This window comes from Marinomonas sp. IMCC 4694, from assembly GCF_008122525.1.
Classification (GTDB): domain Bacteria; phylum Pseudomonadota; class Gammaproteobacteria; order Pseudomonadales; family Marinomonadaceae; genus Marinomonas.
In genome coordinates, this window is the sequence record NZ_VSRV01000001.1 from 1,292,629 (window position 1) to 1,319,372 (window position 26,744).

25 protein-coding genes are annotated in these 26,744 nt (G+C 46.3%); 12 read left to right on the forward strand and 13 right to left on the reverse strand.

Going from position 1 to position 26,744, the window contains the following annotated elements:
• Window positions 1-142: 142 nt before the first annotated feature.
• From FXV75_RS05875 to FXV75_RS05900, 6 genes are read right to left on the reverse strand one after another with little or no spacing between them, the layout of a single operon-like run.
• Window positions 143-1,966: a BatD family protein gene (locus FXV75_RS05875; protein WP_148831619.1), complete on the reverse strand. Its 1,824-nt coding sequence runs from the start codon at window positions 1,964-1,966 to the stop codon at window positions 143-145.
• Entirely contained in the window at window positions 1,960-3,690 is a 1,731-nt protein-coding gene (locus FXV75_RS05880; protein ID WP_148831620.1) for a VWA domain-containing protein, read from the reverse strand. Before FXV75_RS05880 ends, FXV75_RS05875 begins: the two co-directional genes overlap by 7 nt.
• Complete coding sequence (locus tag FXV75_RS05885; RefSeq protein ID WP_148831621.1) at window positions 3,687-4,700, reverse strand: VWA domain-containing protein; 1,014 nt, start codon at window positions 4,698-4,700, stop codon at window positions 3,687-3,689. Before FXV75_RS05885 ends, FXV75_RS05880 begins: the two co-directional genes overlap by 4 nt.
• A complete protein-coding gene (locus tag FXV75_RS05890; protein ID WP_148831622.1) occupies window positions 4,693-5,190 on the reverse strand; it encodes a DUF4381 family protein in 498 nt (165 codons plus the stop codon). Before FXV75_RS05890 ends, FXV75_RS05885 begins: the two co-directional genes overlap by 8 nt.
• The gene (locus FXV75_RS05895) at window positions 5,190-6,101 is read right to left on the reverse strand and encodes a DUF58 domain-containing protein (protein WP_148831623.1); all 912 of its coding nucleotides are present in this window, start codon (window positions 6,099-6,101) and stop codon (window positions 5,190-5,192) included. Before FXV75_RS05895 ends, FXV75_RS05890 begins: the two co-directional genes overlap by 1 nt.
• A gap of 31 nt (window positions 6,102-6,132) precedes the next feature.
• The gene (locus FXV75_RS05900; RefSeq protein ID WP_148831624.1) at window positions 6,133-7,101 is read right to left on the reverse strand and encodes an AAA family ATPase; all 969 of its coding nucleotides are present in this window, start codon (window positions 7,099-7,101) and stop codon (window positions 6,133-6,135) included.
• 129 nt (window positions 7,102-7,230) lie between these two features.
• Between FXV75_RS05900 and FXV75_RS05905 the strand changes: the two genes are divergently transcribed.
• The 5 genes from FXV75_RS05905 (at window position 7,231) to FXV75_RS05925 (ending at window position 12,169) form a co-directional block, all read left to right on the forward strand.
• On the forward strand, window positions 7,231-7,452 hold the full coding sequence (locus FXV75_RS05905; protein WP_148831625.1) for a DUF2835 domain-containing protein: 222 nt from the start codon (window positions 7,231-7,233) through the stop codon (window positions 7,450-7,452).
• A 35-nt stretch (window positions 7,453-7,487) separates the two neighbouring features.
• The gene (locus FXV75_RS05910) at window positions 7,488-8,528 is read left to right on the forward strand and encodes a quinone-dependent dihydroorotate dehydrogenase (RefSeq protein ID WP_148831626.1); all 1,041 of its coding nucleotides are present in this window, start codon (window positions 7,488-7,490) and stop codon (window positions 8,526-8,528) included.
• A 63-nt stretch (window positions 8,529-8,591) separates the two neighbouring features.
• Window positions 8,592-10,760 carry a bifunctional 23S rRNA (guanine(2069)-N(7))-methyltransferase RlmK/23S rRNA (guanine(2445)-N(2))-methyltransferase RlmL gene (rlmKL, locus tag FXV75_RS05915; protein WP_148831627.1) on the forward strand — a complete coding sequence of 723 codons (2,169 nt, stop codon included), beginning with the start codon at window positions 8,592-8,594 and terminating at the stop codon, window positions 10,758-10,760.
• Between the two features lie 97 nt (window positions 10,761-10,857).
• The gene (gene purU, locus FXV75_RS05920) at window positions 10,858-11,718 is read left to right on the forward strand and encodes a formyltetrahydrofolate deformylase (protein WP_148831628.1); all 861 of its coding nucleotides are present in this window, start codon (window positions 10,858-10,860) and stop codon (window positions 11,716-11,718) included.
• A 190-nt stretch (window positions 11,719-11,908) separates the two neighbouring features.
• The gene (locus FXV75_RS05925; protein ID WP_148831629.1) at window positions 11,909-12,169 is read left to right on the forward strand and encodes a formyltetrahydrofolate deformylase; all 261 of its coding nucleotides are present in this window, start codon (window positions 11,909-11,911) and stop codon (window positions 12,167-12,169) included.
• 287 nt (window positions 12,170-12,456) lie between these two features.
• On the opposite strand, the gene FXV75_RS05930 is transcribed toward FXV75_RS05925, so the two are convergent.
• Complete coding sequence (locus tag FXV75_RS05930) at window positions 12,457-13,527, reverse strand: DUF3549 family protein (RefSeq protein WP_148831630.1); 1,071 nt, start codon at window positions 13,525-13,527, stop codon at window positions 12,457-12,459.
• Between the two features lie 99 nt (window positions 13,528-13,626).
• Between FXV75_RS05930 and FXV75_RS05935 the strand changes: the two genes are divergently transcribed.
• The 5 genes from FXV75_RS05935 (at window position 13,627) to can (ending at window position 18,531) form a co-directional block, all read left to right on the forward strand.
• Window positions 13,627-13,968: a YqcC family protein gene (locus FXV75_RS05935; protein WP_148831631.1), complete on the forward strand. Its 342-nt coding sequence runs from the start codon at window positions 13,627-13,629 to the stop codon at window positions 13,966-13,968.
• On the forward strand, window positions 13,968-14,840 hold the full coding sequence (locus FXV75_RS05940; protein WP_148831632.1) for a DUF1853 family protein: 873 nt from the start codon (window positions 13,968-13,970) through the stop codon (window positions 14,838-14,840). Before FXV75_RS05935 ends, FXV75_RS05940 begins: the two co-directional genes overlap by 1 nt.
• 61 nt (window positions 14,841-14,901) lie before the next feature.
• Window positions 14,902-16,932: a putative bifunctional diguanylate cyclase/phosphodiesterase gene (locus FXV75_RS05945; protein ID WP_148831633.1), complete on the forward strand. Its 2,031-nt coding sequence runs from the start codon at window positions 14,902-14,904 to the stop codon at window positions 16,930-16,932.
• A gap of 120 nt (window positions 16,933-17,052) precedes the next feature.
• The gene (locus tag FXV75_RS05950) at window positions 17,053-17,889 is read left to right on the forward strand and encodes a putative RNA methyltransferase (protein WP_148831634.1); all 837 of its coding nucleotides are present in this window, start codon (window positions 17,053-17,055) and stop codon (window positions 17,887-17,889) included.
• A 9-nt stretch (window positions 17,890-17,898) separates the two neighbouring features.
• Window positions 17,899-18,531 carry a carbonate dehydratase gene (gene can, locus FXV75_RS05955; RefSeq protein ID WP_148831635.1) on the forward strand — a complete coding sequence of 211 codons (633 nt, stop codon included), beginning with the start codon at window positions 17,899-17,901 and terminating at the stop codon, window positions 18,529-18,531.
• Window positions 18,532-18,552: 21 nt separating this feature from the next.
• On the opposite strand, the gene FXV75_RS05960 is transcribed toward can, so the two are convergent.
• A complete protein-coding gene (locus FXV75_RS05960) occupies window positions 18,553-19,506 on the reverse strand; it encodes a LysR family transcriptional regulator (protein WP_148831636.1) in 954 nt (317 codons plus the stop codon).
• A 96-nt stretch (window positions 19,507-19,602) separates the two neighbouring features.
• Window positions 19,603-20,787: an AGE family epimerase/isomerase gene (locus FXV75_RS05965; protein ID WP_148831637.1), complete on the reverse strand. Its 1,185-nt coding sequence runs from the start codon at window positions 20,785-20,787 to the stop codon at window positions 19,603-19,605.
• A gap of 171 nt (window positions 20,788-20,958) precedes the next feature.
• Between FXV75_RS05965 and FXV75_RS05970 the strand changes: the two genes are divergently transcribed.
• Entirely contained in the window at window positions 20,959-22,179 is a 1,221-nt protein-coding gene (locus tag FXV75_RS05970; protein ID WP_148831638.1) for an ROK family transcriptional regulator, read from the forward strand.
• Window positions 22,176-23,672, forward strand: a complete 1,497-nt coding sequence (locus tag FXV75_RS05975; protein ID WP_148831639.1) for a TyrR/PhhR family helix-turn-helix DNA-binding protein — start codon at window positions 22,176-22,178, stop codon at window positions 23,670-23,672. The genes FXV75_RS05970 and FXV75_RS05975 overlap by 4 nt, the downstream gene beginning before the upstream one ends.
• 85 nt (window positions 23,673-23,757) lie before the next feature.
• Here FXV75_RS05975 and FXV75_RS16335 read toward each other — a convergent pair whose 3' ends face one another.
• The 4 genes from FXV75_RS16335 to FXV75_RS05990 form a co-directional block, all read right to left on the reverse strand.
• Window positions 23,758-23,919, reverse strand: a complete 162-nt coding sequence (locus FXV75_RS16335) for a hypothetical protein (RefSeq protein WP_187424855.1) — start codon at window positions 23,917-23,919, stop codon at window positions 23,758-23,760.
• A 169-nt stretch (window positions 23,920-24,088) separates the two neighbouring features.
• Window positions 24,089-24,910, reverse strand: a complete 822-nt coding sequence (locus FXV75_RS05980) for an HAD-IIB family hydrolase (protein ID WP_148831640.1) — start codon at window positions 24,908-24,910, stop codon at window positions 24,089-24,091.
• Between the two features lie 131 nt (window positions 24,911-25,041).
• Window positions 25,042-25,395 (reverse strand): HopJ type III effector protein, encoded by a 354-nt coding sequence (locus tag FXV75_RS05985; RefSeq protein WP_148831641.1) that lies wholly within the window; start codon window positions 25,393-25,395, stop codon window positions 25,042-25,044.
• A gap of 66 nt (window positions 25,396-25,461) precedes the next feature.
• Window positions 25,462-26,655, reverse strand: coding sequence for a Bcr/CflA family multidrug efflux MFS transporter (locus FXV75_RS05990; RefSeq protein WP_148831642.1), 1,194 nt, complete (start codon window positions 26,653-26,655; stop codon window positions 25,462-25,464).
• Window positions 26,656-26,744 lie beyond the last annotated feature (89 nt).

The window sequence follows — 26,744 nt, forward strand, 5'->3', positions numbered from 1 at the left end:
GGTTAACCCGTGATAACCTATAAAAAACCACCTTATGGTGGTTTTTTTTGTGTTGCTCAACAGAATGTCTTGTGTATTTTTTGTCCCCCCATCGTTACCTGGGTAGTGGGTACCTTCGGTTGACTATTTGATTATGGGGCGGCTAGAAATTAGGGTATAGAGTTTTTAGCTGACTGGCTTGAGACGGCTTTTCTTTACCACTTGTGAATTCTTGAAGGGCGTCTGCAAGCGGCTCGCCCTGCCAAATATGTGTCGGGTTTTGGGAATACATCATCAGTTCTGCTTCCATAAGAAGCTGAGTCACTTGAACGCTGGTGAGACGTTTTATGTCATCGACACTACGGATCTCCTCATCTCCCCACCGGTGACGAGCCCATTCCAATAATCGCGATCTTAGCTGTTGCAAATCGTTTTGTTGGCAGCCGTCAATGAGCGCCTCGAAGGCGCTGGTCTCGTCACGAGTATTGAGGGGGGCAAACTGTTCCAAAGTAGGTACGTCGTCGACGCGGGTGGGCTCTGTTTTACGTTGCTTCCACCCCATCCGTACCCACAAGCTAAGCATCAGTAAAGCCAATACTAATAATCCCGTCACAAGATATTGTTTAATAGACCAAGTGGGAGCTTCATTCGACGAGGCGATTAAGGCGGTTGCGGTAGGTTTTTCTGCCGGTTTTAATGGCTGTGTTTTAGCTAAAGATATAGGGGCGACTGAACGCGTTTGTGGTGGCAGAGGTGCATCTACGATCACTTTGTCATCAAGGGCGTCTGTTTTCTGCTTAACCATTATTGGTAAGGGAGCAATGTTGATACTGGGCGTAACGGCAGTGACGGTGTTCAAGCGGCTTTGTTGCGTATCCCAATAGGAGATACTGATGGGGGGTAGTGTTAAGGTGCCTTCTTCTGTTGGTACTACTTCAATGATAATCGTCTGTTGCCCAATGACGCCACTGCGGCTTTTTTGAGTGTCAAATTTCGGAGGCTTAGGGTAAAGCTTATAGTGGCGAGTGCTGTTAAATTCGATGGTAGGGATTTGTTCAGGAAGCGCGCCATCGGCTTGCATGGTGATGGTCCAGATGAGCGTATCGCCCACCCTAGGCGAATCGTTGGTTTTGGTTAGCTCGGTGGTAATGGTAACGTTTTGGCTAGGCAGCCAAGCATCATTGGAATAGCTGGCGGGAATCGGCAGAACTTGCAGTGTCAGGGGATCGCTTTGAACCTTGATCATTCTTCTTCCAGTAGATGTATTGATCATGGCTTGTATGCTTTGTGCCGGAACTGTAAGGGTTCCGCTGCGCTGGGCAAAGGCCAAGTACTCACGAGTAACAACTTGGTACTGGGTGCCATTGACGGTTTGATAGCTCATTTGATCGTCAAACAGTCTTTCAACGACTAAATCAGGGTGAGATGGTATTGAGCGATTGGCGTTCTGTAAGGCGACTGAGGTATACAGTTTCACACTCAAAATGACTTGTTCTTGTAAGTAAGGCTCTGTCTCAGAGGCTTCCAACTTTATCATAACGGGTGGGTTGCCATTATTGTCCATCAATTGAGGGGAGCTTTTTACAAGAATTCGGATGGGGTCAGATTGATAGTCACCAATCTTGATAGAGGGAATTTCAATCGTACCGACTGACTTTGGCATCAAGTTGATTACCCAGAAATTTAATGCCGTACTTGTCCCCAAATTAAAACTAAACTGACTATTTTGGCTTTTACCCAAAATGGTAAAGTCGCGTTCTAGCGGCGTGAGATCGGGACCGTCTCCGGTGTCAGAAAAGTCCGCTCGTAGAGTGAGTTGAATGACTTCATTTTCAATGGATACTTTATTGCTTAGCGACGCCGTGACACTGGCAGCATAGAGAGGGCTGGTTAAAAAAACACACAGAAAAAAAGTAACCACAGCATAACGCAATTGAAACGACGTATTTCTAGAGAGTAGTGTTAAAAGATAGTGCTTTATTACCATGGGTTTTGCCCATCCTCTTGTGAAAATCTATTTTCATTGCGTCTTTCTTGATGTAAATACCAGAGTTTACGCTGTAACAGTAACCCCGGGTCATCCTGAATTTGTCGTAACCATTGGTTGAGTGCTTGTGTTTTTTCTTGGTCTAATGGGGTGGTGGGCGACTCACCTAATGGCTCGTTTACTGCGTTTTCAGGTGAGTCATTATCCTCAGGTGGTTTCTTTTTGTCTTGTGTTTCGTCTTTTTTATTATCATTTTTTGCATCGTCTTCTGCATTAGATGGGTTTGGTTCGTCTGTGTCGGATGATTTACCTTGTTCGCTGTTTTGATCTGAAGTGGGTTCTTGTTGTCTTTTCTCTTGTTGTTCTTGTTCTTGTTCTAGCTGTTGTTTTAAATAGTCTAGATTTTCTTTTGCCTCTAGCAGTGATGGATCTTGTTCTAGTGCGGTTTCATAGGCGCTAATAGCAGCTTGTGTGTCGCCGGATAGGGCCAGCGCATTGCCCATATTGTAGTTTTCCGCCGCGCTTCTGTTACTCAGTGTGTTTAAGGTTTCAACGGTAGACTCGTAATCTTCTAACGCATAAGCAGAGGCTGCTTTCCATTTTGGGTCGGAGAATGCTTGTTCGGCGCTCCTCCAGTCTCCTTGATCAACGGCTTTTTGCCCCTTTTGATCCGGTGTCAAAAACCAGTCCAGTGGTGAGGCTTGGAGTGGGTCAGAAGGAACCCAGATGATGCTAACCAATAAGATCAGCATCAGGCCTTTTCTAAATTGAAACGCTAACCAGAGCAAAAACGGTAGGGCAAACCAGTGGCCTTGATCCATCCACTGAGTGCTTTGATTTTGTGCCTTTTTCGTCTGATCGTTATCAATTGATACCTCGGTGATTTTTTCCAGTTCTTCTGGGCTGAGTCGTCCCTGATGAAAGATTCCATTCAATGCCGTGGTTAAGGTGTTGAGTTCGGCCATTGGTGTGCCGGGGATGACCAGTTTGCCATCTTGTCTGAGAACTTGTCCGTCAGGTAGCTCAATTAACGCGCCTTTTTGAGTGCCCACAGCAATCAAGTCTAGGCGAATGTTTTGATCTTTGAGTAAAGCGGGAACGCGTATTTTGTCCTCCTCACTTAAATCATCAGTGAATATAATCAGGTGTATCGGTGACAGACTGTCTTTATTTAATGCGAGTGCCGTTTCAATGCCATGACTTAAATTACTGCCATAGACGGGCATAATGCGTGGATCTAAAGCCAAAAGAAAGTGCATGATGGTTTCTCTGTCCTGGCTAAATGGGCTGATCACAAAGCCTTCGCCAGCAAACGCAACCAGAGCAATGTCGCCTTCTTTGCTTTGATCTAAGATATCTCGAATGATTTGTTTTAATTGTGTTTGTCTGTTTGGCTGAATGTCGGTGGCGTACATCGACAAAGATTGGTCCACCACGAGCACGGTTTTTTGAGTGTTTTCAAACATGGTCGTTGGGGCTTGAGTCCAGCTGATGCCCGCTATTCCAATCCAGCAATAACACACAGCGACTATGCCAAGCCATTTATTGCGGTGACTGGTCGTATTCGTGTAAACCAAGTGTTTGAATAAATTGGGGGCGATGACTGCTTTTAATGCGTTCTGTTGTGAGGCTGGATTCGTCACAAAGCGAGCCAAAACTAGGGTGGCAGGAATAAGCAAAAGCCACCAAGGTCGTTCAAAATGCAGCCAGTCGAAGAGCATCATGCGTCGTCTCCTGTTTGTTCCGCACGTTGACGCCAAGCAAGCTGACGGCCTACCAGTAAAGATAATCCTAAACATACCATCGACGCGAGGCTTAACCAGTGAAATAAGCTGGTTAGAGGGCGTTGCCATACGGCTTCATCGGGCGTTGGTTCCAAATCATTCAAGGTCTGGTAAATGGCTTGAAGGTCTTGCGTGCTTTTTGCTCTGAAATATTCCCCGCCAGTTTGTGCCGCAATATTTCTGAGCAGTGTTTCATCTAAATCACTGGAAGGATTAACAACTTTCGCACCAAAAAAGCTTTGTACTACCATGCTGTCAGCTCCGATTCCGATGGTGTGAATGCGCACATTTTGTGATTGTGCAAATGCTGCGGCCTGTTGCGGTTGCACGCGGCCCGCGGTGTTCGCACCATCGGTCATCAATATTAGGACTTTTTTATCGGAAGGTTTGTCTTCGAGTCGTTTTATTCCCAACCCAATGGCGTCGCCAATCGCGGTTTGTTCCCCAGCGAAGCCAATTTGCGCTTCTTGCACCAACTGATTAATAGTATGCGTATCGAAACTGAGCGGCGCCTGTAAGTAGGCTTTTGATCCAAATACAATAATGCCGATACGATCGCCTTGTCGTGCTTCGATAAAATCGGCCAAAACGGATTTTGCAGCATTGAGTCGATTCGCCGGCTCGTCGTTCAGTGTCATGTCGGACACTTGCATACTGCCGGATAAATCCAAGGCAATCAGTAAATCTCGACCCGAAGGAGTGACTTTAGTGGGTTCGCCAAGCCAAATGGGTTGCGTCATGGCGGTTACTAATAACCCCCACGCGGCCAGCAACATCATATACTTTAAGGTAGGGCGTTTGGCGGCCGCCTTATGGTCTTGATAATGCTGCAGTTGTTCTGTGTTATTCCACCATATAGCCTGGGTGTTGGTTTTTGATTCCGGTAAGAAATACATAAGCAAGGGAACAGGTAGCAGCCATAAAAACCAAGGCCAAGTGAGTTCAAGCATGGTGCTTCCTTATCCAATAACAGGTTACCTGAATCATCCGTGTGCGTTGCTCGGAGGTTAATTCGATCTGCGGACGATAAGGACCTTCTATAAATACCGCACCAAGAGAGCCAAACCGATGCTTTTTTGGCAGATGCCTGTCTAGGTTTTCAAACAACACAGTGCTTGGCAGCGAGGCAAGTAACTGCTGGCGCTCGCTGATTAAACATCGACGAACCATTTCATGGCAAAGCAAGATGTATTGTTTGTTATTTAGGTTGTCTGGCATGCTCTTAATCGACGTTAAGGCGTCACGGCGATAGCCCCGTTGTTGATAGCGTCGGTAGCTGAAAAAGCAAATCGCCAGTAAGACGACGAGAAGGGCGGCGACCAGAAGCCAAGTCCACCAAACAGGGGGCCACATGGCGATGTATTTTGGCAATAAATAGGCTTTATTAGGCAATTCAATCGTGCTGGAAGCCTCTGTCATTGTTTTTGCAACCGAAGTCATCAGCGTAACGCCCCTTGTGACAGTAAGTATCGGGCGATATTTTCTGGCGGCTCGGTCAAATCAAACACATGATGGCGTATGCCAAGTCTAGCCAGATCTTGTCGAAACTGTGCATTGTGCTCGACAAAATCCGTCTTGGCGTGTTGGATACTGCGCTCGCTGATAGACACGGTTTTTACACCGCTTACGTCGGCCATTTGATACTGTCCGGTAGGTAAATTAAAGGCGTTGCTGTCGATAATTTGTACCCAGTGTACGCTGTTGTGTTTGGCCAATTGCAACAGCGCGGTGTCGTCGATTTCTTCCCAGTAGGGTTTGTCCGTTAAAATGATGACGTCTTTGTTGTGTGCGTGTTGCGTGAGAGCGTGTTTTGACCATGCGGCGGGTCGTAATGCATTATTTGTTCGATGATAAAGACGTGACGCGTCTTTTAGCTGCTTCAATAGTCGTGGTAAAGCGCTGGCTTGTTGATCGGCACAGGCTTCATTTCCAAACAGCAAACGGTACGATAACGTATCGCCTTGCTGTTTTGCTCGCCACGCGATGATGCCAGCCAACTGAATAAACCGAGTAGAAATAAAAGTGTGTCGGGTGCCAAAGTAAGCGCGGCTGGATAAGTCTAGTAATAGCAGTCGTTGGTGATCGTTTTCTTGAGCGTAAAGTCGAGTGTGAGCTTGGCCGGTGCGAGCTGTGACACGCCAGTCAATGTGCCGAAAATCATCGCTGGCTTGATAAGCGCGAAGCTCAAGCATTTCCATGCCGTGGCCTTTTTGCCGAGAGCGCCGTTCACCTGTGGTCGAGGCAAAGCGCATGGCTTTTGGCGCACGGCCAAGATGTTTGGCGTAATGGGCTAAAAGGGCAAAATGCGTGTCATCTAATTCAGGTGAGTCAGGGGCTAATAATGGGCTCATGTTTGGTTTGCCTTATGAAGCAGCCTTGGCATTACAGCGCTGGAACGTGGCTGATCAGTCGTTTTAATAAATCATCCACGGATAAACCGGCCGCTTGTGCTTCGAACGTGGTGATAACGCGATGACGTAAAACGGGCAGAGCAATCTGTCGCACATCGTCTGGGGTGACAAAATCGCGACCATTGAGTAGCGCGTTGGCGCGGGCGCAACGGTCCAGCGCCAAGGTGCCGCGAGGGCTGGCGCCAAACTCGATCAAGTCCGTGCCCTTGCCAGCGTCGCCAAGGTACAGCTCAGGGTGTCTGGTTGCCATAATAAGCTGGACTATGTACCGCTCCACACTGTCTGACATGTACAAAGACAAAGCCTTTTGTTGTAACTCAATAATGTCGCTTGGCGTGCAAATGGGCGCCGTTGCGCTGGACGTTGTCTTGTGTAAATCCTGTTGGCGAATTAAGCGCAGCACTTCTAATTCGCTGGCGGCGCTTGGGTAACCTAAATGAATTTTCATCATGAAGCGATCAAGCTGTGCTTCCGGCAATGGATACGTGCCTTCTTGTTCAATGGGGTTTTGTGTGGCGATCACAAAAAATAACGCCGGCAAGGCGTAGCTGTGGTTGCCTACGGTGACTTGTCGTTCACCCATGGCTTCCAGTAACGCAGACTGAACCTTGGCTGGTGCGCGGTTAATTTCGTCGGCCAACACAATGTCGTTCATGATGGGGCCGGGGATGAAGCTAAATTCTCCGGTTTCTTGCTGATAAATATCGGAGCCAGTCACGTCGCCAGGCAGCAAATCCGGCGTGAATTGAATGCGTTGAAAGTGGCTGTCGATGGCACTGGCTAAGGCCTTAGCGGCCGTGGTTTTGGCAATCCCCGGTGGGCCTTCAAGCAGAACATGACCATTGGCAATAAGGGCGACCAGTAATTCATGGGTCAAATCGGGTTGGCCAACAACGGCACGGTTTAGGTGGTTTTTTAGTTGTTCAATTAGCGCTACCATCGAACCTAGATTCCTTATACTTCTGTCAAAAAAAGTGTCAACACAATATAATAGCGTCCATCTTATCGGATTCAATTCTTTACGCACAGAGTGTTCTCTGTAAGGGTAATGTAAGTACAGGACAAAAGAATGGCAAAAGTGGTATTAAATGTGGCCTTGTCCGCATTGAAGTATGAAGCGATGTACACAGGGTTGGCGAAAAATCTTGTGGCGAGCAGCACAGACGGACGAAAAATCCAGTTGCCTTTGTCGGCCTTTCAGCGTTTTGTTACTCACCAAGGAATTTACGGCTTCTTTGAGGTTGAATTCGACGATTCGAATAAATTGATTAGCGTTACAAAAGTTAGATAGCGCTGTCTAATGTTAACCGCCTAGGAGCTTTACCTATGTACCAACTCGCGCGCTCATTGTTGTTTAAATTGGACGCTGAAGTGTCCCATGACTTGTCTTTAGAGCTTCTTGGGGCAAGCAGCCGATTGGGCCTAAACAAGTTCCTAGGAGACATGCCTTCTACCAAACCCGTTGATGTGATGGGGTTGCACTTCCCTAATGCCGTAGGTTTGGCCGCCGGTTTAGATAAAAACGCTGATGCGTTTGAAGCGCTGGGTGCATTAGGCTTTGGCTTTGTGGAAGTCGGGACAGTAACACCAAAAGGTCAGTCGGGTAACCCGAAACCACGCTTGTTCCGTTTGCCTGAGCATGAAGCCATTATCAATCGCATGGGCTTTAACAACAAAGGCGTGGATCATTTGGTATCGCGCATTAAAAAGCACCGTTATCCTGGCATTCTGGGTGTTAACATCGGAAAGAATTTAACCACCTCCGTGGAAGATGCGGCCGCTGATTATTTAGCTTGTCTAACCCAAGTGATCCCATACGCTGATTACATCACCGCTAACATCAGTTCGCCTAACACGCCTGGTCTTCGCAGCCTGCAGTTTGGCGACAGCTTGGCGCAGTTAATTGCTCCCTTGTGTTCCGCTCGAGATCGTTACGAAGCCGAGCACGGTAAACGCGTGCCTTTGGCAGTGAAAATCGCCCCAGACATGACCGACGATGAAATCAAAATGGTCGCTGACACCTTGGTCGCTCAGGGTGTCGATGGCATTATCGCCACCAATACTACCTTGTCTCGTGAGGCGGTAGCGGGTCATGCGTTTGAAAAAGAAGCCGGCGGTTTGAGCGGTGCGCCGGTGCGCGATGCGTCTACCCATGTGGTTCGAGTATTGGCGGAACATTTAAAAGACACCTTGCCGATTATTGGCGTCGGTGGCATTTCCAGTGGCGCTGATGCCGTTGAAAAATTGCAAGCGGGCGCGCGCTTAGTGCAAATCTATTCTGGTTTTATTTACCATGGTCCAGAGCTGATCAAAGAAGCCATTGCAACCACAGACGCTTACTATCGCGAACGAGAGCTAGACTTGTAAGTTTACTGCTTCTAAGCTTTTTACGCGCGACACATTCATTGATATTAAAAAAGTATGTTAAAAATGAGCACAAAATTACAGACAGCCGACTCAACCAGTCAGGTTTATGCGTTAGAAATCACCTGTCCGCTTGGGTTAGAAAATGTCTTAGAAAAAGAATTGCACAGCGAAGGGTTAACCCAAACGCGCTTTGGTGAAGGTCAGGTGAAGTTGAGCACCGATTTAGAAGGCATGTACAAAGCCTGCCTTTGGTCTCGTGTGGCGACGCGTGTTATGTTGCCGATTGCTAATTTCAAAATCGATTCTGCAGACGACCTTTATGATGCCGTGAAAGCAATCAACTGGTCCGAGCACATGGCCGCAACGGATACCATCGCGATTGATTGCCACGGTACTAACCACCATATTCGTAACACGCAATTCGGTGCCGTGCGCGCCAAAGATGCGATTGCCGATTACTTTGTGGATTTGTCTGGCGAGCGCCCAAGTGTGCAAAAAGAACAGCCCGATGTGCGCATTGCTTTGCGTATTAAGCGCGAAGTGGTGACGGTGAGTATCGATTTATCTGGCGAAAGTATGCACCGCCGTGGATATCGCCAACAAGGCAGCATGGCGCCACTGAAAGAAAACTTAGCCGCAGGGTTATTATTGCGCGCCGGTTGGCACAAAGACTGTGGTTTAACGCAGCTGATCGACCCTATGTGTGGCTCGGGCACTTTTTTAGTGGAAGCGGCGATGATGTCGTTGGACATGGCGCCTGGTCTGGGTCGTCAGTATTGGGGATTCAAAGGCTGGAAGCAGCACGATCACCGCCTGTTTCAACAATTAAGTGACTTTGCCAAGAACCGTAAGCGTAATGCGGACGAATTAGGCTTGCGTTTCCAAGGTACGGATCGCGATCAAAGAGCGATTGCGGCGTCCCGTGAAAGCATCAAACGCGCTGGTTTGGTTGGCGTGATTGATGTCAGCATGACGCCATTTCAAGAGCACGAGTTTGCGATTAACGAAGCCCTGCCAGGTTTGGTTATTTGTAACCCGCCTTACGGCGAACGTATCGGCGATGAGATGGCGCTGATTGCTCTGTATCGTGAGTTAGGCGAATGGGTAGTAACGCACGCACGCGGTTGGCAGTTTATGATGCTGACCAGCAACGACCACTTGGCGCGTCAAATTCCGGTTCGTCCTGAAAAAAGCACCCGCGTGATCAACGGTGGCATCGAATGTCGCGCCTATTTGTTCCCGCTTTTAGCAGGCAAGATAAAAGAAGATGTGGTGGCGCAAGCCGCCATGACACCGGGCGCGCAAATGTTCGCCAATCGCCTGCAGAAAAACGTAAAAAAACTGAAAAAGTGGGTCGATAAAAACAAGATCCAATGTTACCGCGTTTACGATGCCGACATGCCTGAGTATGCCGTGGCAATTGATATTTATAAGGATTGGGCGCACGTTCAAGAGTATCAAGCGCCAAAAAGCGTTGACCCAGAAAAAGCCAAACAGCGTTTGTTTGAGGTGATGTCAGCGATTCCAACCGCATTGAACATTGCCGAATCGAATGTGATTTTAAAGCGTCGTTTGCGTCAAACGGGCAAAGAGCAATACGAAAAATTGGATCAGTCCAAACATGAAATGATCGTTGAAGAATACGGTTGCGATTTTATTGTGAATCTAAAAGATTACTTGGATACAGGTTTGTTTATCGACCATCGTCCCGTGCGCAAATTGATTCAAGACAAAGCCAACGGCAAGCGGTTCTTAAACCTATTTTGCTATACGGCGACAGCGACGGTGCATGCAGGCCAAGGCGGAGCGCGCAACTCGTTGAGCGTTGATATGTCCAATACTTATACAGAGTGGGCGCGTCGTAACATCGAGCTAAACGAATTTTCAGATTTGCATCACCAAGTGGAACGCGCCGATTGCATCGAGTGGCTCAAGCAAAGCCGTGATAAATTTGACTTGATCTTTATGGACCCACCGACGTTTTCGAATTCAAAGAAAATGGCCGATGTGTTAGACATACAGCGAGATCATGGTGAGTTAGTGCGTTTGGCGATGGCGAGATTAGCGCGAGGCGGCGAGCTTATTTTTTCCAATAACTATCGTCGTTTTGTCCTTGATGCGGATCTTGAACAGGAATTCAATATCAAGAACATTACCAGTGAAACGTTAGACCCAGATTTTGATCGTAACGGCAAAATTCACCAGTGCTATTTGATTAAGTTTAAGTCTTAATCGTTGGTCATCGGTAGCCCTTGGTAGATCACAGTCGTGGTATGCCAAACGTTTCAACTTGTTAGTAATATATTTTTTAGGTTTTTAAGATTGCCTTATGAGAAAAAAAACATTTCGTCTGGTTATTAGTTGTCCAGACAGGGTAGGCATTGTCGCGGCGGTCAGCCAGTTTTTGAATGATCGCCAAGGGTCTATTATCGAAGCGAGCCACCACACGGATTTGGAACAAAAATGGTTTTTTATGCGCCATGATATTGATGCCGAAAGTTTGAATATCAACGTAGAGACTTTTCGTCAAGAATTCGAACCGATTGCACAAGCTTATGCGATGCGTTGGTATGTGAAAGACAGTGATGATCGCCCTAAAGTGATTTTGTTGGCGACCAAAGAATCCCATTGTCTAAACGACATCATGCATCGCTGGCACACGGGGGAATTGAACTGTGATATCGTGGGGGTAATTGCCAATCATGAAGACTTACGATCTATGGTTGAGTGGTACAAAATCCCCTATTTTTGCATTCCGGTGCCGAAAGAAAATAAAATGCCTGCTTTTCAAGAAATTGAAGCCTGCATCGACTCGACCAAGGCCGAAACCATTGTTCTTGCGCGTTATATGCAGATTTTTCCTGAATATTTGTGCGAGAAATATCGTCACAGGGTCATCAATATTCATCACAGTTTCTTACCGTCCTTTATTGGTGCTAAGCCTTACCATCAGGCCGCGGTTCGTGGTGTAAAATTGATCGGCGCGACGTGCCATTATGTGACGGCAGATCTGGACGCTGGCCCAATTATTGAACAAGATGTGATTCGTGTTCGCCACAGTCATACAGCCGAAGACATGGTGCGCTTGGGTAAAGACATCGAAAAATTGGTGTTATCTCGCGGCTTGCGTTATCACCTAGAAGATCGAGTGCTCGTCCACGGTAATAAGACGGTCGTGTTTGCTGAGTAGCGCAGTAAGACGGAAGCGTTTACATTAAAAGGGAAGGCGAGTGCCTTCCTTTTTTTATGCTTTCAGTTTGTCGTTCTGCGCTGAGTGTTAAGTCACGTTCAGAATGAAAAAAAACGGATGTCAAAAAAACGGTCTATAGTTAACAGGAACGAAAAACGGCCAAATAAGAGACGGCAAAGCGAGGTGGACAATGAAACTCAAGTTAACGCCTACTCAAAATTTATGCATTGGGTATTTAGAATCTGGTTTTAAACTCATCCAATTAGACGAGCAGTTTTATTTTATCAAGGGCGAACGTCGACAAAAAGTCCTGCCCAAAACCTTAAATGCTCTTATCGATCGTGGTGCGCTGGAGCACACCGATCAGGGGGATTATACCCTGAGCAATGAGTTTGTTGAGCATCGAAGAAAAATGCGAGTTATGCACGAGCCAAAAAAGATACGCCATTAACGGTGTTGTGATCCGTGTCATTTTGATGTGTATGAAGAGTGTGTAAATCAAGCCGCTTTTTATGGTCATCAACTTAGGATTAGGTCTTCTAAGTAGGCCGCCGTAACTCAGCGTGTCGAAAGAAACTACCAGATTCGTTATGTTGAATAAGAAAAAATAGGCCGTAACGTCACTTCTTAATTCTATTATTTGTAACGATAAAAAAGAGAGCCTGTCGCACTTCTTGCTTCAGGCTCTGATTTTGGGCGTTTTTCTTTGGCACCAAGCCATCATTTAGGCCACCGCCATCAATGTAAGGGCTTAGGTGACTGTGTGAATAAAAAACCAACGGCTTGGGCCAATTTAGGACTGACGTGCCCGCTGCGCAGTAAGGCCCAAAGTGGTTGTTTGGTTTCTGGGTGTTGGCTGAGCTCTGTCGTGATCTGTTTGAAGGCGATGTGACCATCTTCACGGTGGGCCAGTTTTTCCATGATGATGCGCAATAACTGCGGGTTACGCCCGAGCCAATGAGGACACTTGGCGGCCAGCGCCGCAATAGGGTGCAGTGTTTCATTATGGCATTCTGATAGGCTGCCCAATAAAGCAAACAGTGGCATTAACAAAGCATCGTTTAGCTCCATTCGTGATAAAGCGCGCAAAAAACTGGCTTGTATTAAGGTGTCTTGCTCGGTTTGGAGTTGGTTAATTAAGGTATTTTGCAGCGATACTGGCAGGGTTTCATGCTCCAGCGCGTGGCATAAAGCGCTCACCACAGGCTTAGCGGCATGGCATAACGCTTTATCTATCAAATGCGTGTATTTAGGTTCGTTTACGCGTGTAGCGAGTTCCGCCATGCCTTGTAAGCCCAGCGTTTGCCAGTGGCTATTTTGTACTGTGAGATCCGATGACAGGTAATCGACTACGTCTTGAAAATAAGCCGAAGGTGACTGACGAAGATCTTTAGCAAGGATGGCGTGAAAGCTGGCCATACGCTGTTGGTCGGGTTTGAACACATACGGGCTGTCTTCCAACGCGTCCGATAATCCGGCCGTCTCCCCCTTTAGAAGAATTTTATCAACAATGCTTTTGATAAAGTGATCTCGCGTTCCTAAGTTCAAGCAGCCAGATTCATCCAGAGGTAATTTTACGAACCAAATAACACCGAGTTCCGCTACGCTTTTTTGTGCGGTGTTTTTGGGTTTTAGTAAGCATGCCAGCCACGCATGTTGGCGAAAAGGATAGGGGTAGGCGTGTTGTTTGCGGTCGAACTGTATGGCTTGCTGGGGGGTTATAGGCGTAATATTGCGCCCCAAATCGTAGTAGCTTACGTCGCAGCCGACTAGGTCAAAGACGTCAGAAAGAGATTCAATGTTGTTCATGCTAAAGTTTTGGCTCTGGTTGCCGATAAAAGCGCTACTGCGCTTTCATACGTTGAATAAAGATGTCTTATGTTACCGTTTTTTGAAGGAGAAATCAGGTTGAAAAACCCCTTTTCTGACCATCACATTTTGGCCGATTTATTAATGAATTTACAAATGGCCCTGCAAGATGCGGGGGTTTGGGTATGCGACATCCCGTCGCCATTCGCTATGCAAAGTGTTGAACCTTTTTGCATAGACAGCATGAGATTTGAGCAATGGTTGAGGTTTGTGATGCTTGAGCGTTTTAAAGTGATGCTGTCCCAAGGCCAAGCATTACCGAATAGATGCCACATTTCGCCTATGGCGCAAGACGCATTTAAGGGGCTGCCAGAAGATAAGATTCGTGCCATTGTTCGGTGTTTGGACAGAATAGATCAACATCTGAGTAACGATTCTTAATGGCGTTGCACCTGGCTCAGCAGATGGCTCACCCGTTTGTGAAAGACCTTGCTTGGCTGGTGGAGGGGCATTATATTACACGTGATTTTCAGCTTGAGTCCTACTGGGTTGAAGATATACAGCGTCGTTTATTCGCTCTTGATCAGCAGCCTGAAGCGCTGATCCTTGCGGTGTCGGCTTGCAAGTCTCACTTTATGGGGCGCTATTTTGAAACGTTGTTTTCTTACGCTATCGAGCATTTATCGACGCTAACAATTCAACTCGAGCATCTTCAGATACAGGCCGATGGTAAAACGCTGGGCGAAATAGACATGTTGGTGGAAACGCCAGAAGGTGGGCTGCATCAATTTGAAATTGCGGTTAAATTCTACTTACAGCGACCAGATTTTCACCCCAATGATTGGATTGGACCCAACAAAAACGACAGTTTAGCAAAAAAAGTGTCTCGAGCTAATGCGCATCAACTTACTATTTTACATACCGAAGAGGGAAAAGCGGCCATCGCTAAGGTGTCTAAAGGGCGTACTCCTCGGGCGAATTTATTGATTTTTGGGCGCCTTTATGAGGCCTTGAAAACGCCAAAAGACATCGATCATTGGTTTAACCAGTCCAGCCATGGTGGCTGGGTCCGGGTTTCTGACTTAATGTTGTTAGCCCAACACTTTTCTCATTATCGCTGTTTAGAAAAGCCGCATTGGTTGGCGCAAACTGATAGTAATGGTAAATTTACTTTCAATTCTCTTCAATCTGCCTACAATCCTGTAGGAATTTTCTTGCAGGATGATCGCCCTAAGCACCTTCTTTTGTGGCCAATTCCTAAGCATGCAGAAACACTACAGCGACCTGTATTTGTTGTCCCAGACACATGGTGATGATTTTTGTCGTGCTCCGTATTGCTATTTTTAACCTCATTTTCAGTAGTGCCTAAAATTAATGACCGATTTATCAGAATTATTGCAGCGTAAAATGCCTGTAGCCGCATGGGTTATCGACATTGAGGAATCCAGTGTGCCATGGAGTAATGAGGCGGCCAAAATTTTATTAAAGGATTCCTTAAGCAGCATTAAATTGGGCCAACGTGTTATCAGTGATGCTCTAAAGGAACGTCTTTCTGGGTATTTAGAGGCTTTGGACGTGGGCGATGTGTTGCCCTTCAAATGGCCCTTCGTTGCGAAAGATGGCTCGCGTTTCCGTGTCAGTGGCTCGGTTATCTCGTTGGGAGGCACTAAAAAAGGCTTGTCTGTCGAGGCGCATCGGGTTATCGATCTAAAGAGCCGGGAAGCGATGTCAAATGTCGCTATCTTGAGCCAGTTTACTACGCTGTCTTTTGTGGTATTTGATCACGGCGGCGTTTTTGTAGATGCCAGCGCTTGTTTTACAGAGCAATTTGGCGACGTTGCTCAGGTGAGCGATTTGTTCGCGGTGGCTGGGGCAGCCAACAGTTTTATTCGGCGTTTGTTAGACCGCGAACCCATGCTGCAAGAGATCAGATTGTCGACCATTCATGGTGTGCGTTGGCATAACATCGAAGTGTCTTATTCCCCTTCGAGGCAATACGTATACGTGTTGGTTCACGATATTCAAGAAGAGCGAGATCATGAGATCGCCTTGTATCGGCTTAACAATTATGATGGTCTGACACATTTGCCGAACAGACACCTGTTGTATCAGCAATTAGAAAGTGCGTTGGTGAACGCTCGTAAGCGACATCGTCAATTTGGTTTGCTGTACTTAGATTTGGATGGTTTTAAGGTCATCAACGACAATTTTGGTCACCGCGTAGGGGACGAGTTGATACAGCGTGTGGCTGAGCGAATTAAAGACAGCATTCCTTCCGGTGCGTGTTTGTATCGACTGGGGGGCGATGAATTTGTCGTAGTGTTGGAAAAGACTCAGTCGGTGGAGGAGCTTGAAAACATTGCGCAAAGTATCATGCAAAACGCGAGCAATACCTACCCTGTCGCTAAAATGGAAATGACGATTACTGCGAGCATCGGCATTGCCAGTTACCCACAACATGCTGCGGACATTGATAATTTATTAAAAAATGCTGATGCCGCCATGTATCGTGCCAAATCAAAGGGACATAATCTGTATTTTGTGTACGAAAACCACATGGCGGAAAATATTAATGCGCACCTTACCTTGGGTGGCGGCCTTCGAAAAGCGATAGATGAAGAGCAGTTTGTTTTGCACTATCAACCTAAAGTCCGTCTTTGTGATGAAGCGGTAGTAGGTGCTGAAGCTTTAATTCGTTGGGTGCACCCAGAACTTGGCATGATCAGTCCTGATCAATTTATACCGTTGGCTGAAGAAAGTGGGTTGATTCTTCCGCTAGGGGAGTGGGTTATTCGTCGGGCGTGTCGCCAGCTTCAAGAATGGCGCGAGTCAGGGTTGGCTCCTATAAATATGTCAGTCAACTTATCCAGTCGACAATTTATGCAGGTTGACTTAGTCGATATGGTAAAGCGCACACTGGAAGAAACGGGAGTCGACGCACAATTTTTTGAGCTTGAATTAACCGAAAGCATGTTAATGGCCGACGCGCAGCAGTCAATTGAAAAGTTGCACAGTTTTCGAGAGCTGGGTCTCACATTATCGATTGATGATTTTGGCACAGGCTACTCTTCTCTTGCCTATTTAAAAAAATTCCCCATTCAAACGTTAAAGATTGATCGCTCTTTTGTACACGATTTAGGTCAGGGTTGTGATAATGATGCCATCGTGAAAGCAACCATCACTATGGCGAATGGTTTGAACCTTAAAGTCATTGCAGAAGGGGTTGAGAAACGGTCGCAGGTTGAGGCGTTGAATCGGTATGGGTGCCAAGAAGTCCAAGGTTATCTTTTTTCTAAGCCATTGAGCAGCGATGACTTTTTAGCCTTCATCAAAGCGTATAACGAGCGGTGTCCTTTGGGGAAAAGCATTGAAGTAAACACAGCACCAAGTGATACCTTAAAATGACAAGAGCAAGCGACAAGTAAATACGAAGAAAGTACAGAGCGTCTGGTTTTTTTGATGTTCTGCGCCATTGAATAAGGTATTCTCTCATTTCTGCGCCCTTTTAAACTCAATAGGTACATTGTGTCGACGCTTGAACATCTTTCTTGTCCAATAGAGGCATCGCCATTAAGTTGTGGTGAACGCGTTTTAACGTGCGAACATGGACACACCTATGACGTTGCCAAAACGGGCTACGTGAACCTTCTTCCCGTGCAAAATAAACGATCAAAAGACCCTGGTGACAGTAAAGAAATGGTCGCCGCAAGACAACGTTTTCTCAATGGCCAACATTACTACCCGATTGTAAGTGCGATTGTATCTTCATGGCCACAAGGCCATTTGACGGAAGGCGTGCGCATTTTAGATGCAGGCTGTGGCGAAGGCTATTATTTGCATGAAATGAGCAAGGTATTCTCCAAGCAAAATATAAACGTTCAGCGTGTTGGTCTTGATATTTCAAAATGGGCCATTTTAGCGGCCAGTAAGCGTGACAAGCAAGCCAGCTGGCTAGTTGGCAGTAATGCCAATTTGCCTGTGCCAGCAGCGCGTTTTGATGCGGTGCTGTGTTTGTTTGGTTTTCCGGTTTTTGACGAGTTTTCACGTTCTCTAAGCGATAAAGGACTTCTGCTTTTGGTCGAGTCTGGGGCCAATCATCTTATTGAATTACGCCGTCTTCTTTACCCCTCTATTCATGATTACCAGCCTACTTATCCCGACGGCGTGCCGGGGTTTGAATTGATGCATAAGCACACTGAAACCTTTGAATTTTACTTACCTAGTCAGGTGAAAATTCAAGATTTGCTGAGCATGACGCCGCACATACACAAGGCGTCTTATGACGGGCGCCAAGCTGTACGGCAACTGGACTCGCTACTTTTAACCGCTGAGGTCACACTTCGTTGGTACCAAAAAAATTAAGGAAAAATCATGCCTAGTCATTTAGATGAACTTTTTAGCAAAAATCGAGAATGGGCGGCGAAAGTTACGGCGGAGGATCCCGCTTTTTTTTCGACCTTGTCTCACCAGCAGCATCCAGATTATTTATGGATAGGGTGCGCCGACAGTCGTGTGCCGGCCAATCAGATTGTTGACTTACTGCCGGGTGAAGTTTTTGTGCATCGGAATATTGCCAATGTCGTCGTCCATACTGACTTAAATTGCTTGTCAGTGATTCAATTTGCGGTCGATGTATTAAAAGTGAAACACATTATGGTGGTCGGACACTATGGTTGTGGAGGGATTAAAGCCGCTATGGGGACGGAAGAGCACGGCATGATAGACAACTGGTTGCGCCACATTAAAGACGTGTATCGTTTGCATCGCGACGAGTTAGACGCCATTGATGACCAGCCTACGCGTTTTGATCGTATGTGTGAACTTAATGTAGTGGAGCAAGTGGCCAACGTATGCCAAAGCAGTATTGTACAAAATGCTTGGAAAATGGGCCAAGAACTGCATGTTCATGGCTGGTGCTACAGTATTGAGAATGGTCATATTACCGATTTGAAGCGCACGGTATCCAGTGCAGCTGAATCTATTGAGCAGCTGAACAACATGTAATACAAATTTTTAATGTGAGAGCTATAAATTGTTATTTTCAGCAATGGTTCTGGCGCAGCCTGCGATGGTTGAGCGAAGCCAGATATGCCCAGGATCGTGTTGCAGTAAAGGGCTCCAGAGCATTTTTAATTCTACCGGTGGAATATCAAACGGCGGTGGCAATACCACGACATTCTTGTTGTCTTTCATTAGGCGTGTCGCCAGTGAGGGTAAGGTAGCGATCAAGCCAAGTTGCTCAGTGGCGCGCATGGCCACGTTGTAATTGCGTGTGAAGAGTCTAATGTTGCGTTTAAAGCCCAAATCCGCTAGAGACCCGTCAACCCAACCTAGCTTTTGCACTTCTTCTGGCTGAATGCCTACGCCGACACCAAAGCCGGTTTTGCTCACCCATACATGGGGGGACGCAAGGTAGGTGTCTAATGAAAAATTATTTGCAATGTCTGAATTGGCAGGTACTAAGCAAGAAAAGTGATCGACCCAAACCGATTTTTGATGAAACGACTGGGGTAATATATCGAAGCGATTGATCACTAAGTCCACTTTCCCTTTTTCTACATCGTGAAAACTGACATCGCTTGGGTTCATCACGTCTAAAATGACATAGGGTGCTTCGTCTTGAAGTTTTTTCATTAAAGGTGGAATGAGTGTCGCTTCGGCGTAATCGCTTGCCATAATGCGAAATACACGAGAGCTGGTGCCTGCTTCAAAATTTTGTCCGAGGTGTAGTATTTCATCTATCGATTGTAAGATGCCTTGTACGCGAGGTTGAAGCTGAATAGCCAGAGCCGTTGGCATCATGCCATCGCTGGTTCTAACGAGCAGAGGGTCATGAAAAAGGTCTCTTAGACGACGCAATCCATTGCTCATAGCGGGTTGCGTTATGCCCAGTTGATTCGCGGCATGAGTGACATTTTGTTCTCGCAATAGGGAATCTAGGTAACGAAGTAAATTGAGATCTATTTTGTCTAATTGCATAAAGAAGGAAGCGCTCGTTACTAACGTTGGGGTTGCATCATACTGCATTTTGCCTATGAATAGAATGATCCCCACCGTTAGTAAGGGCAACTAAGACTAATGGCTAAGTTGCGTTATGACGTCATAACAGGCGCCCATAGTATGATAATCGGTCTTTCCAGCAGGGCTTTTACAGTCATCAAAAGGGTGATTGTCTTGGCTGAGTAGACGAAACCAAGCGCCATATTGATGGTCTATCATGTGCGACCAACTGTAGTGCCAAAGTTGTTGATATTTTTCCCAGTATTGGTTGTCTTCAGTCAGGACAGCGAGCATGGCCGCGGCGGCAAAGGATTCGGCTTGCACCCAGAAATATTTGTCTCCATCGCAGACTTGGCCTTTAAGATCGTATCCATAACATAAGCCGCCATGCTTGTTGTCCCACGCTTTTTGCCATGCCTGGTCGAACAAGTGTTTTGCCGTAGGAAGTAACCACTCCTGTGGTGCCCGTTGGTGAATTAATAACAGCAGTTTTGCCCATTCCGTTTGGTGTCCAGGCTGGAAGCCCCAGGGGCGAAACAGATGTTTTGGGTCGGCTTTGTTGTATTCCCAATCAACTTGCCAATCGACAGTGTAATGCTCCCAAACCTCTCCACCTGCAAGCTTGGCTTGGCGAATACAAATGTTCTGAGCGAGTTGTGTCGCGCGTTCTAGGTACGTGGTATGTCCTGTGGCATCGTATGCAGCAAGCAGGGCTTCGCAACTGTGCATGTTGGCGTTTTGTCCACGGTAGGGTGAAATGGTCTGCCAATCATGGGAAATTTCATCTTTATATAAGCCAAATTCTTCATCCCAAAAGTACTGCTCCATGGTGTCGAAGGTTTCTTTTATCCACGGTTTGGCCTCTGCTACGCCGGCTTGATAAGCTGTAGCATACGCCAGCAAAACAAACGCAAAACCATAACAATGATTGGTTTCATCAAGATTTTGGTCTTGGGTTAATAACCACACATACCCTCCATTTTCACGACGATGGCGCTCTCTTAAATAGGTTAGGCCATGACGAGCTGCGCTTAAATAGTCGGCATTACCTTGCGTTTGATAGGCTTTTGCGTAGTTAAAGATAAAGCGTGTGCTGCTGACTAGGTGACGAGTGTTGGTGTCGTAAACGTCACCATTGTCCTTAAAAAAATGGAAAAAGCCTCCGGCAGGATCAATGCAACGGGGATGATAAAATTGCAGCGTCGTTTGTATGTGTTCGCGTAAAAAGTCGATGGATTTAAAATCAGCAGGCGTTGGCATAAAGTTGTCCTTTTCAGCATTCAGTGGATTGAGTGCTTTTCTTGATGGTTGGCTTTGTTAGATTGTCTGAACCTATGCAGGTTTTTATCTTAATGAGTTATGCTGTTAAATCAACGAGATTTACTAAATGCCAGTCATTCGTTCACAGGCTTAATATTAGGGGAGTGTGCTATGAAATCGTCAGGGAGTACCTCAGAACAAAGTCGCATTTACAATGAACGAATTATCCTTCATTTAGTGAGACAGAACCCCGAAATCTCGCGGGTCAATATAGCTAAGAGAACGGGATTAAGCGCGCAAACGATATCGGTGATTACCTCGTCTTTGCTGGAACGTCATCTGCTTGAAGTAACAGGAAAGGTAATCGGTCGTCGTGGTCAACCTTCTATTAAATTAAGCATTAATACGCAGGGCGCGTATGGCGTTGGCATCAATGTAGACCGTGATCACATCAGCGCGGCTTTATTGGATTTTAGCGGTGCTTGTGTTTTCCAATTAGAACGAGCGGTGTCTTTTCCGACCGAAAACCTGGCTAAGTCCATTGCCGCCGAGCTCATAACCGACGTTAAAGCAACCTTGGGGGATCGTTGGCATAAGGTTCAAGGCATTGGACTGACAAGACCAGATTACATGGATTCTTGGTTAGAGACCTTAGTGACAGACTCGCAACAAAGAGCGGATTTGAACGCACTAAAAGATGCGCTGGCGTATTGGCGATCAACGGCGTTTGAAACGTGGCTAGCACAATTCACAGGGGTGCCGTGTTTTTGTGAAAACGATGCCGTGGCGGCGGCATCCAGTGAATTATTGTTGGCATCGGCGGTGCCATACCGGGATTTCTTTTACTTATTTGTCAGCACCGCATGTGGTGGCAGCTTGGTCGCAAACGGAGAATGCTATTTTGGTGCGAACGGCAAAGCCGGCAGCTTTGGTTTGATCCCGACGGCGACGGGAAAGCACGGCAAATGGATCTTAGAAGCCTTGTCACTGTCGTCGCTACAGCGTTTTTTTGCCTCACATGGCATGATATGGTCATTAGATGAAACGACGTGGTGCGATATTCAATATCCTCTTTTGATTGGGCGATGGGCGAGCGAGGTTGCATTGGAAGTCGCCCCTGCATTGGCGTCGGTGATTGCCCTATACGACCCTGAAGTGGTGCTGATCGGGGGGCGTTTACCCCAATCTGTGCTCATCGCACTTATTGGTTGTTTGGGCAACGCTTTAGCGCCTTATACTATATTGCCATTACCCGAAATACGCATGGCTCAAACGGGTCAAGCGGCTGGCGTTTTGGGGGCGGCGGTGTTGCCTTTGTATGGTACCTTTGCACCACAACAAAATGTACTTTTATTGAGTTCAAAAGACAGCAAACGTCAGGTATCGGCATGAGACTAGAGATTCAGTGCGAAGACAGAATAGGCATGATGCATGAGGCATTAGACTTGTTCATTCCGCACGATATTGATATTCGGTTAGTCGAGGTGGATGCCAAGCGGCGCTGTATTTATTGCGGTTTCTCAGACATTCCATTTTCTAAGTTGCAGCGTTTATTGGCTGAAATTCGGCGTTTGGACAGTGTTGAAGATGTCAAAACAGTGATGTTTACACCATCAGAAAGAGAGCACAATGCCCTTTATACGTTATTAGAAGCTTTGCCGGACGGTGTGATTTCTGTTGACCTAAAAGGCCAAATTACCATGGTGACCGCGTTGGCAGCCAAGGACCTTAAAACGCCTGTTTACGATCTTCTGCACAAGCCGTTAGCCCAGTTTATTAAAGGTATTCACGTTACGAAAGAGACCTGGGCTAACCCGAGAGAAGGGCTAAGCAAACGAATTCGACTCCATGGGAAAACCCTATTGCTGGAAATGAAGCCTATTTTCGTGAAAGATGAAGCGGGGGCTAAAAATGCGGCCGGGACAGTGATTTATTTGACATCTAAAACCCGTGTAGACCGTGAATCCGCTCGATTAATCCAGGCGCCTGAAGCAGAACATCATCTTGAGCATTATTTTCAGTCTGCTGTCCTAAAAAGTGTGGCGATGAGCCGAATGTTGAGCCAAGCGAAACGATTTGTCGACGTGTCCATACCTTTGTTGATTCAAGGTGAAGTAGGCACAGGAAAGCGTTATTTGCTTGATGCGCTGTTTCAGTATTGGTATCAGAGACAAGGTGAGATTGATGCGCTGCTCATGGTTTATCACGCGAAGGACATTACCTCACAGGTTATTTTAGATCTTGATAATGCCTCTGGGTGGCTAGTGATTGAGCACGTTGAGTGCCTTGGGAGAGCCGTGCAAGGCGTCTTGTTTGATTGGTTAGCACGACAATCCAGCACGAATACCAGCTTAGACACGGCTGTAAGGGTGATCAGTACTTCTTCTTTAGATCTGGCGACGCTGGCGCGAGGTGAGCATCTCAGTAAAGATGTGTATTTTACCTTGTCTGCTTTAACGCTCTCCATGCCGCCACTGCGGGAGCGACAAGAGGACTTGGAAGGCTTGGTGCAGCAAATTAATCAATCGCAATCAGAGCGCTATCGGTTGCCTCTTCCGACATTGTCAAAGGGAGCACGGATGAAAATAGCGCGATATGATTGGCCTGGAAACCTGAAAGAATTACGTAATATTTGTCTGCAAACGCTACTGACAAAGCCATCCACCGAGTGGCAAGCTGATGATATTTTACTGCCTGACAGCCACCCACAGACAAACAGAGCTCTGGTTGATCATTCGCTAGAAATCACTCTTAAACAGTGGGAAGCGGAATTGTTAATGCAGCTTTACCCCCGTTTCCCAAGTACTCGCAAGCTGGCCAAAGCCGTTGGTATGAGCCACAGCGCGATAGCGAATAAACTCAAAGAACATGGCATAAAGACATAAAAAACCAGGCGTTGTCGGCCTGGTTTCGTGCTCATATGAATAGAGCATTACACTATGAATCGGCAAGTTATCTTTGTTAAACGGTCTAGTAGGGACGTTTTTGGCGAGGCACTGGACGACGCATTTTTTCACGCTCGATTTTAATCGGCTGAAGTGTTGATTTTGGTGGCATCACAGACCGCTGGACAGTGGTTACCAAGAAAGCCATTGCCACACAGGCAGCAATGAACAGCAAAAATTCAAACATGGCATATCTCCAAACGAATTATTCTTATCACCATCATGATTCACTATGATGGCTGGGTAAAGTCAATTATGTTGTCTTTTAGTAAATGGAGGGTGTTGGTTAAATATCAACCCCTTGCCATCAAATGACACTTGTCAAAACATAAACAAAAAACATGGACTGAGAGAGATCACAAGTCATAGCGTTGTCTTAAATATTTGGCTACGCCATCCTCGTCGTGGTGGCCAATCACTGCTGATGCATTGTTTTTAATGTGATCTTCAGCATTGTCCGTTGCAAATGCTTCATCAGATAATGAAAACATGGAAATATCATTATCTCCATCACCAAACACCACTAACCTTTCGGCACCAATTTCAGCTTTAAGTTCCATCAGAGCCGAGCCTTTACACACATTACTGTGATGAATGTCGAGCCAAAATGCGTCCGGGTGGTATATTCCACCACCAGAATAAGCGGTTAAGTGAGTGTGTTTCTTACTGTCAGCGACAATGTTGTCTATAAATTCAGGTCTGCCCATAGCGCTGATATTGGTGATTTTGTAATGGGGTGACAACTCGGCTATCGGATGAAGGCTCATGTTTTTGTGATTGCCCAGTTCATTCGCAATGTGATCGCTAAGATGGCCTGTAAGAGGAGAGTGATAAACACGATGAGCGCCGTTTTCATCTAAACAAAATACGAACGGCGTCACGTTGTTTTTTTCAAATGACAGTAACAATTCAGAGATGTGGTTTTGTGACATCAAACTTTGGTGGCGATACTGCTTTAAGCTTGGGTCCCACCACTCCACTCCGTTTTTAAAAATTTGCCAATGGGGAAAGTCATGGCCTTGGATGCAAGGCATAGCAGCAAGGTGAGTACGCCCCGTCGCTACTGTGTAAAATACACCAGCGGACTTTAAACGCTCCAACGTTTCTATCGTGTAATCTGATAAGCGTTGATGCCGATTGAGTAGCGTTCCATCAAGATCAAAAGCCACGAGTTCCATAATCACCTCATTATTATCGTTGTTTTGCACTATCGCATTTTATCGGTGATGAATTCAACCAGGGCGAGTGACGATATTTCATACAACAGGTTACGCAAGGGAAGGTCAAACGGTTCACCGTCGTGGTCAGGCTAGGCGTTTTTTTTGGTCAGTGCGAAGTGTTTAAATTGGATGCCCGCCCAGCCATTCTCAATAAATTGACGGATATTTTGATGATCTTCGGCGTTTGGGTTTTTTAAGACATCAACGCGATAAAACTCACCAAACAAGTTCAGTGTCGCTAATTCGTCCAGGTGGTGAATCATCGCAAACGCAAAAATCTTACAAGAGCCATTATTTTCGTTGATTGCATTGTGTTGTTTGCCATTGGTGAACGCAGAAGGCGTGAATGCGTATTCGCGTTCAATCACATTAATCACTTCATTAAACTGTACGTGTTCTGGGCTGAGGTGAACTTTTTCAATAAGGGTTTGGGTGCTTAGCATAAAGGCTCCGATTGTTGTTTGTTATGATTTAGATGAAAAATGCCACTATAAAAATACACATGTGCATCAAGGGTCAGTCTTTGATGTTGTGAAGTGAACCGTTGCTTTCAAACACACAAACGCCACTATGCCACAAGTGGCGATAGTCCCCAGCATAGGTACAAAAGTACCATCGTGAAGCACGCTCACTACCACACCCCCTAGTGCGCCAAAGGCAAATCGAGAAGACCCCGCAAGAGCGGTTACGCTGCCATTGTGATTGCCTGAGTAGCGTAATGCCCCCGCCATAAAGCCACTACCTAAAATACCCATTGGGCCCATAAAGAGAACGCTGGAGGTAATGATTAACCATAAAGGCGGGTGATTTAAAAAACACAGCACAATCATTAATATTGCCGCGATTAAAGGAACGTAAATTGCGTACTTCGACAGCACTTCTGTGCCCAGCTTTTCTACATAGCGGCTGTTAATGGTGGAGGCAAACATCATTGCAATGACATTTAAACCGACAAGAAACCCAAAATGTGCCGGGTTTACACCGTAAATTTCGATATAAACAAAGGACGCGCCTGTGACAAAGCTCATCATGCCCGCAAAATAAAAAGCGGAGGCAACAATGTAGCCCATCACAGCACGGTTTTTTAATAAGGTGGCGTAGTTTCGCAGTGCATTAAAAAAAGAAAAGGGAATCCGGTTTTTTGCGGGTAGTGTTTCTGGAATAGTGCGAAGAAATAAACCGATTGCCAGCAGGGCCACCCCCCCCAGCAAAACAAAAATATAATGCCAGCTTAATAACGTTAAAATGGCTCCGCCTACAATGGGGGCCGCTAATGGCGCCAGCGCCATGACCAGCATGATCATGGACATGGTTTTAGCAAACTGATTGATCGACAATCCGTCTTTAACCAGGGCCGGTACGCATACGGCGACCGCTGCACCGCCAAAAGCTTGAATCGCCCGACTGGCTAGCAAAAGTTCATAGCTTGATGACAGCGCACAAGCAAAACTGCCCAGTGCAAAGACAATCAGACCACCGACAATCACTTTGCGCCGCCCAATGGCATCCGAAATGGGCCCAAATACAATTTGCATAAATGAAAACACAAGTAAATAGACACTCAGCGTTAACTGTACAAAATTGATTTCTGTGTTTAAGTCTTTAGAAATGGTCGGAATACTTGGAAGATAGGCGTCCACGGCAAAAGGCGTCAGTCCAGATAAGAGTCCGAGTACTAAAATAATAGGTAAAGAGAGCGTCATAACATAACTTATCAGCTAATGGGTCTACGAGAATAGACAGAAACAATGTGATAGGCAGGAAAATACCTGACAACTTTTACGAAATTATA

Excerpts from the sequence above, each read along its gene's own strand:
- purU (WP_148831628.1), top strand. The coding sequence starts at position 10,858 with ATGAGAAAAAAAACATTTCGTCTGGTTATTAGTTGTCCAGACAGGGTA.
- FXV75_RS05880 (WP_148831620.1), bottom strand. The coding sequence starts at position 3,690 with ATGATGCTCTTCGACTGGCTGCATTTTGAACGACCTTGGTGGCTTTTG.
- FXV75_RS05885 (WP_148831621.1), bottom strand. The coding sequence starts at position 4,700 with ATGCTTGAACTCACTTGGCCTTGGTTTTTATGGCTGCTACCTGTTCCC.
- FXV75_RS05910 (WP_148831626.1), top strand. The coding sequence starts at position 7,488 with ATGTACCAACTCGCGCGCTCATTGTTGTTTAAATTGGACGCTGAAGTG.
- FXV75_RS05875 (WP_148831619.1), bottom strand. The coding sequence starts at position 1,966 with ATGGTAATAAAGCACTATCTTTTAACACTACTCTCTAGAAATACGTCG.
- FXV75_RS05960 (WP_148831636.1), bottom strand. The coding sequence starts at position 19,506 with ATGCAATTAGACAAAATAGATCTCAATTTACTTCGTTACCTAGATTCC.
- FXV75_RS05930 (WP_148831630.1), bottom strand. The coding sequence starts at position 13,527 with ATGAACAACATTGAATCTCTTTCTGACGTCTTTGACCTAGTCGGCTGC.
- FXV75_RS05990 (WP_148831642.1), bottom strand. The coding sequence starts at position 26,655 with ATGACGCTCTCTTTACCTATTATTTTAGTACTCGGACTCTTATCTGGA.
- rlmKL (WP_148831627.1), top strand. The coding sequence starts at position 8,592 with ATGAGCACAAAATTACAGACAGCCGACTCAACCAGTCAGGTTTATGCG.
- can (WP_148831635.1), top strand. The coding sequence starts at position 17,899 with ATGCCTAGTCATTTAGATGAACTTTTTAGCAAAAATCGAGAATGGGCG.
- FXV75_RS05980 (WP_148831640.1), bottom strand. The coding sequence starts at position 24,910 with ATGGAACTCGTGGCTTTTGATCTTGATGGAACGCTACTCAATCGGCAT.
- FXV75_RS05925 (WP_148831629.1), top strand. The coding sequence starts at position 11,909 with ATGAAACTCAAGTTAACGCCTACTCAAAATTTATGCATTGGGTATTTA.
- FXV75_RS05970 (WP_148831638.1), top strand. The coding sequence starts at position 20,959 with ATGAAATCGTCAGGGAGTACCTCAGAACAAAGTCGCATTTACAATGAA.
- FXV75_RS05900 (WP_148831624.1), bottom strand. The coding sequence starts at position 7,101 with ATGGTAGCGCTAATTGAACAACTAAAAAACCACCTAAACCGTGCCGTT.
- FXV75_RS05940 (WP_148831632.1), top strand. The coding sequence starts at position 13,968 with ATGGCGTTGCACCTGGCTCAGCAGATGGCTCACCCGTTTGTGAAAGAC.
- FXV75_RS05985 (WP_148831641.1), bottom strand. The coding sequence starts at position 25,395 with ATGCTAAGCACCCAAACCCTTATTGAAAAAGTTCACCTCAGCCCAGAA.
- FXV75_RS05945 (WP_148831633.1), top strand. The coding sequence starts at position 14,902 with ATGACCGATTTATCAGAATTATTGCAGCGTAAAATGCCTGTAGCCGCA.
- FXV75_RS16335 (WP_187424855.1), bottom strand. The coding sequence starts at position 23,919 with ATGTTTGAATTTTTGCTGTTCATTGCTGCCTGTGTGGCAATGGCTTTC.
- FXV75_RS05965 (WP_148831637.1), bottom strand. The coding sequence starts at position 20,787 with ATGCCAACGCCTGCTGATTTTAAATCCATCGACTTTTTACGCGAACAC.
- FXV75_RS05905 (WP_148831625.1), top strand. The coding sequence starts at position 7,231 with ATGGCAAAAGTGGTATTAAATGTGGCCTTGTCCGCATTGAAGTATGAA.
- FXV75_RS05895 (WP_148831623.1), bottom strand. The coding sequence starts at position 6,101 with ATGAGCCCATTATTAGCCCCTGACTCACCTGAATTAGATGACACGCAT.
- FXV75_RS05975 (WP_148831639.1), top strand. The coding sequence starts at position 22,176 with ATGAGACTAGAGATTCAGTGCGAAGACAGAATAGGCATGATGCATGAG.
- FXV75_RS05890 (WP_148831622.1), bottom strand. The coding sequence starts at position 5,190 with ATGACTTCGGTTGCAAAAACAATGACAGAGGCTTCCAGCACGATTGAA.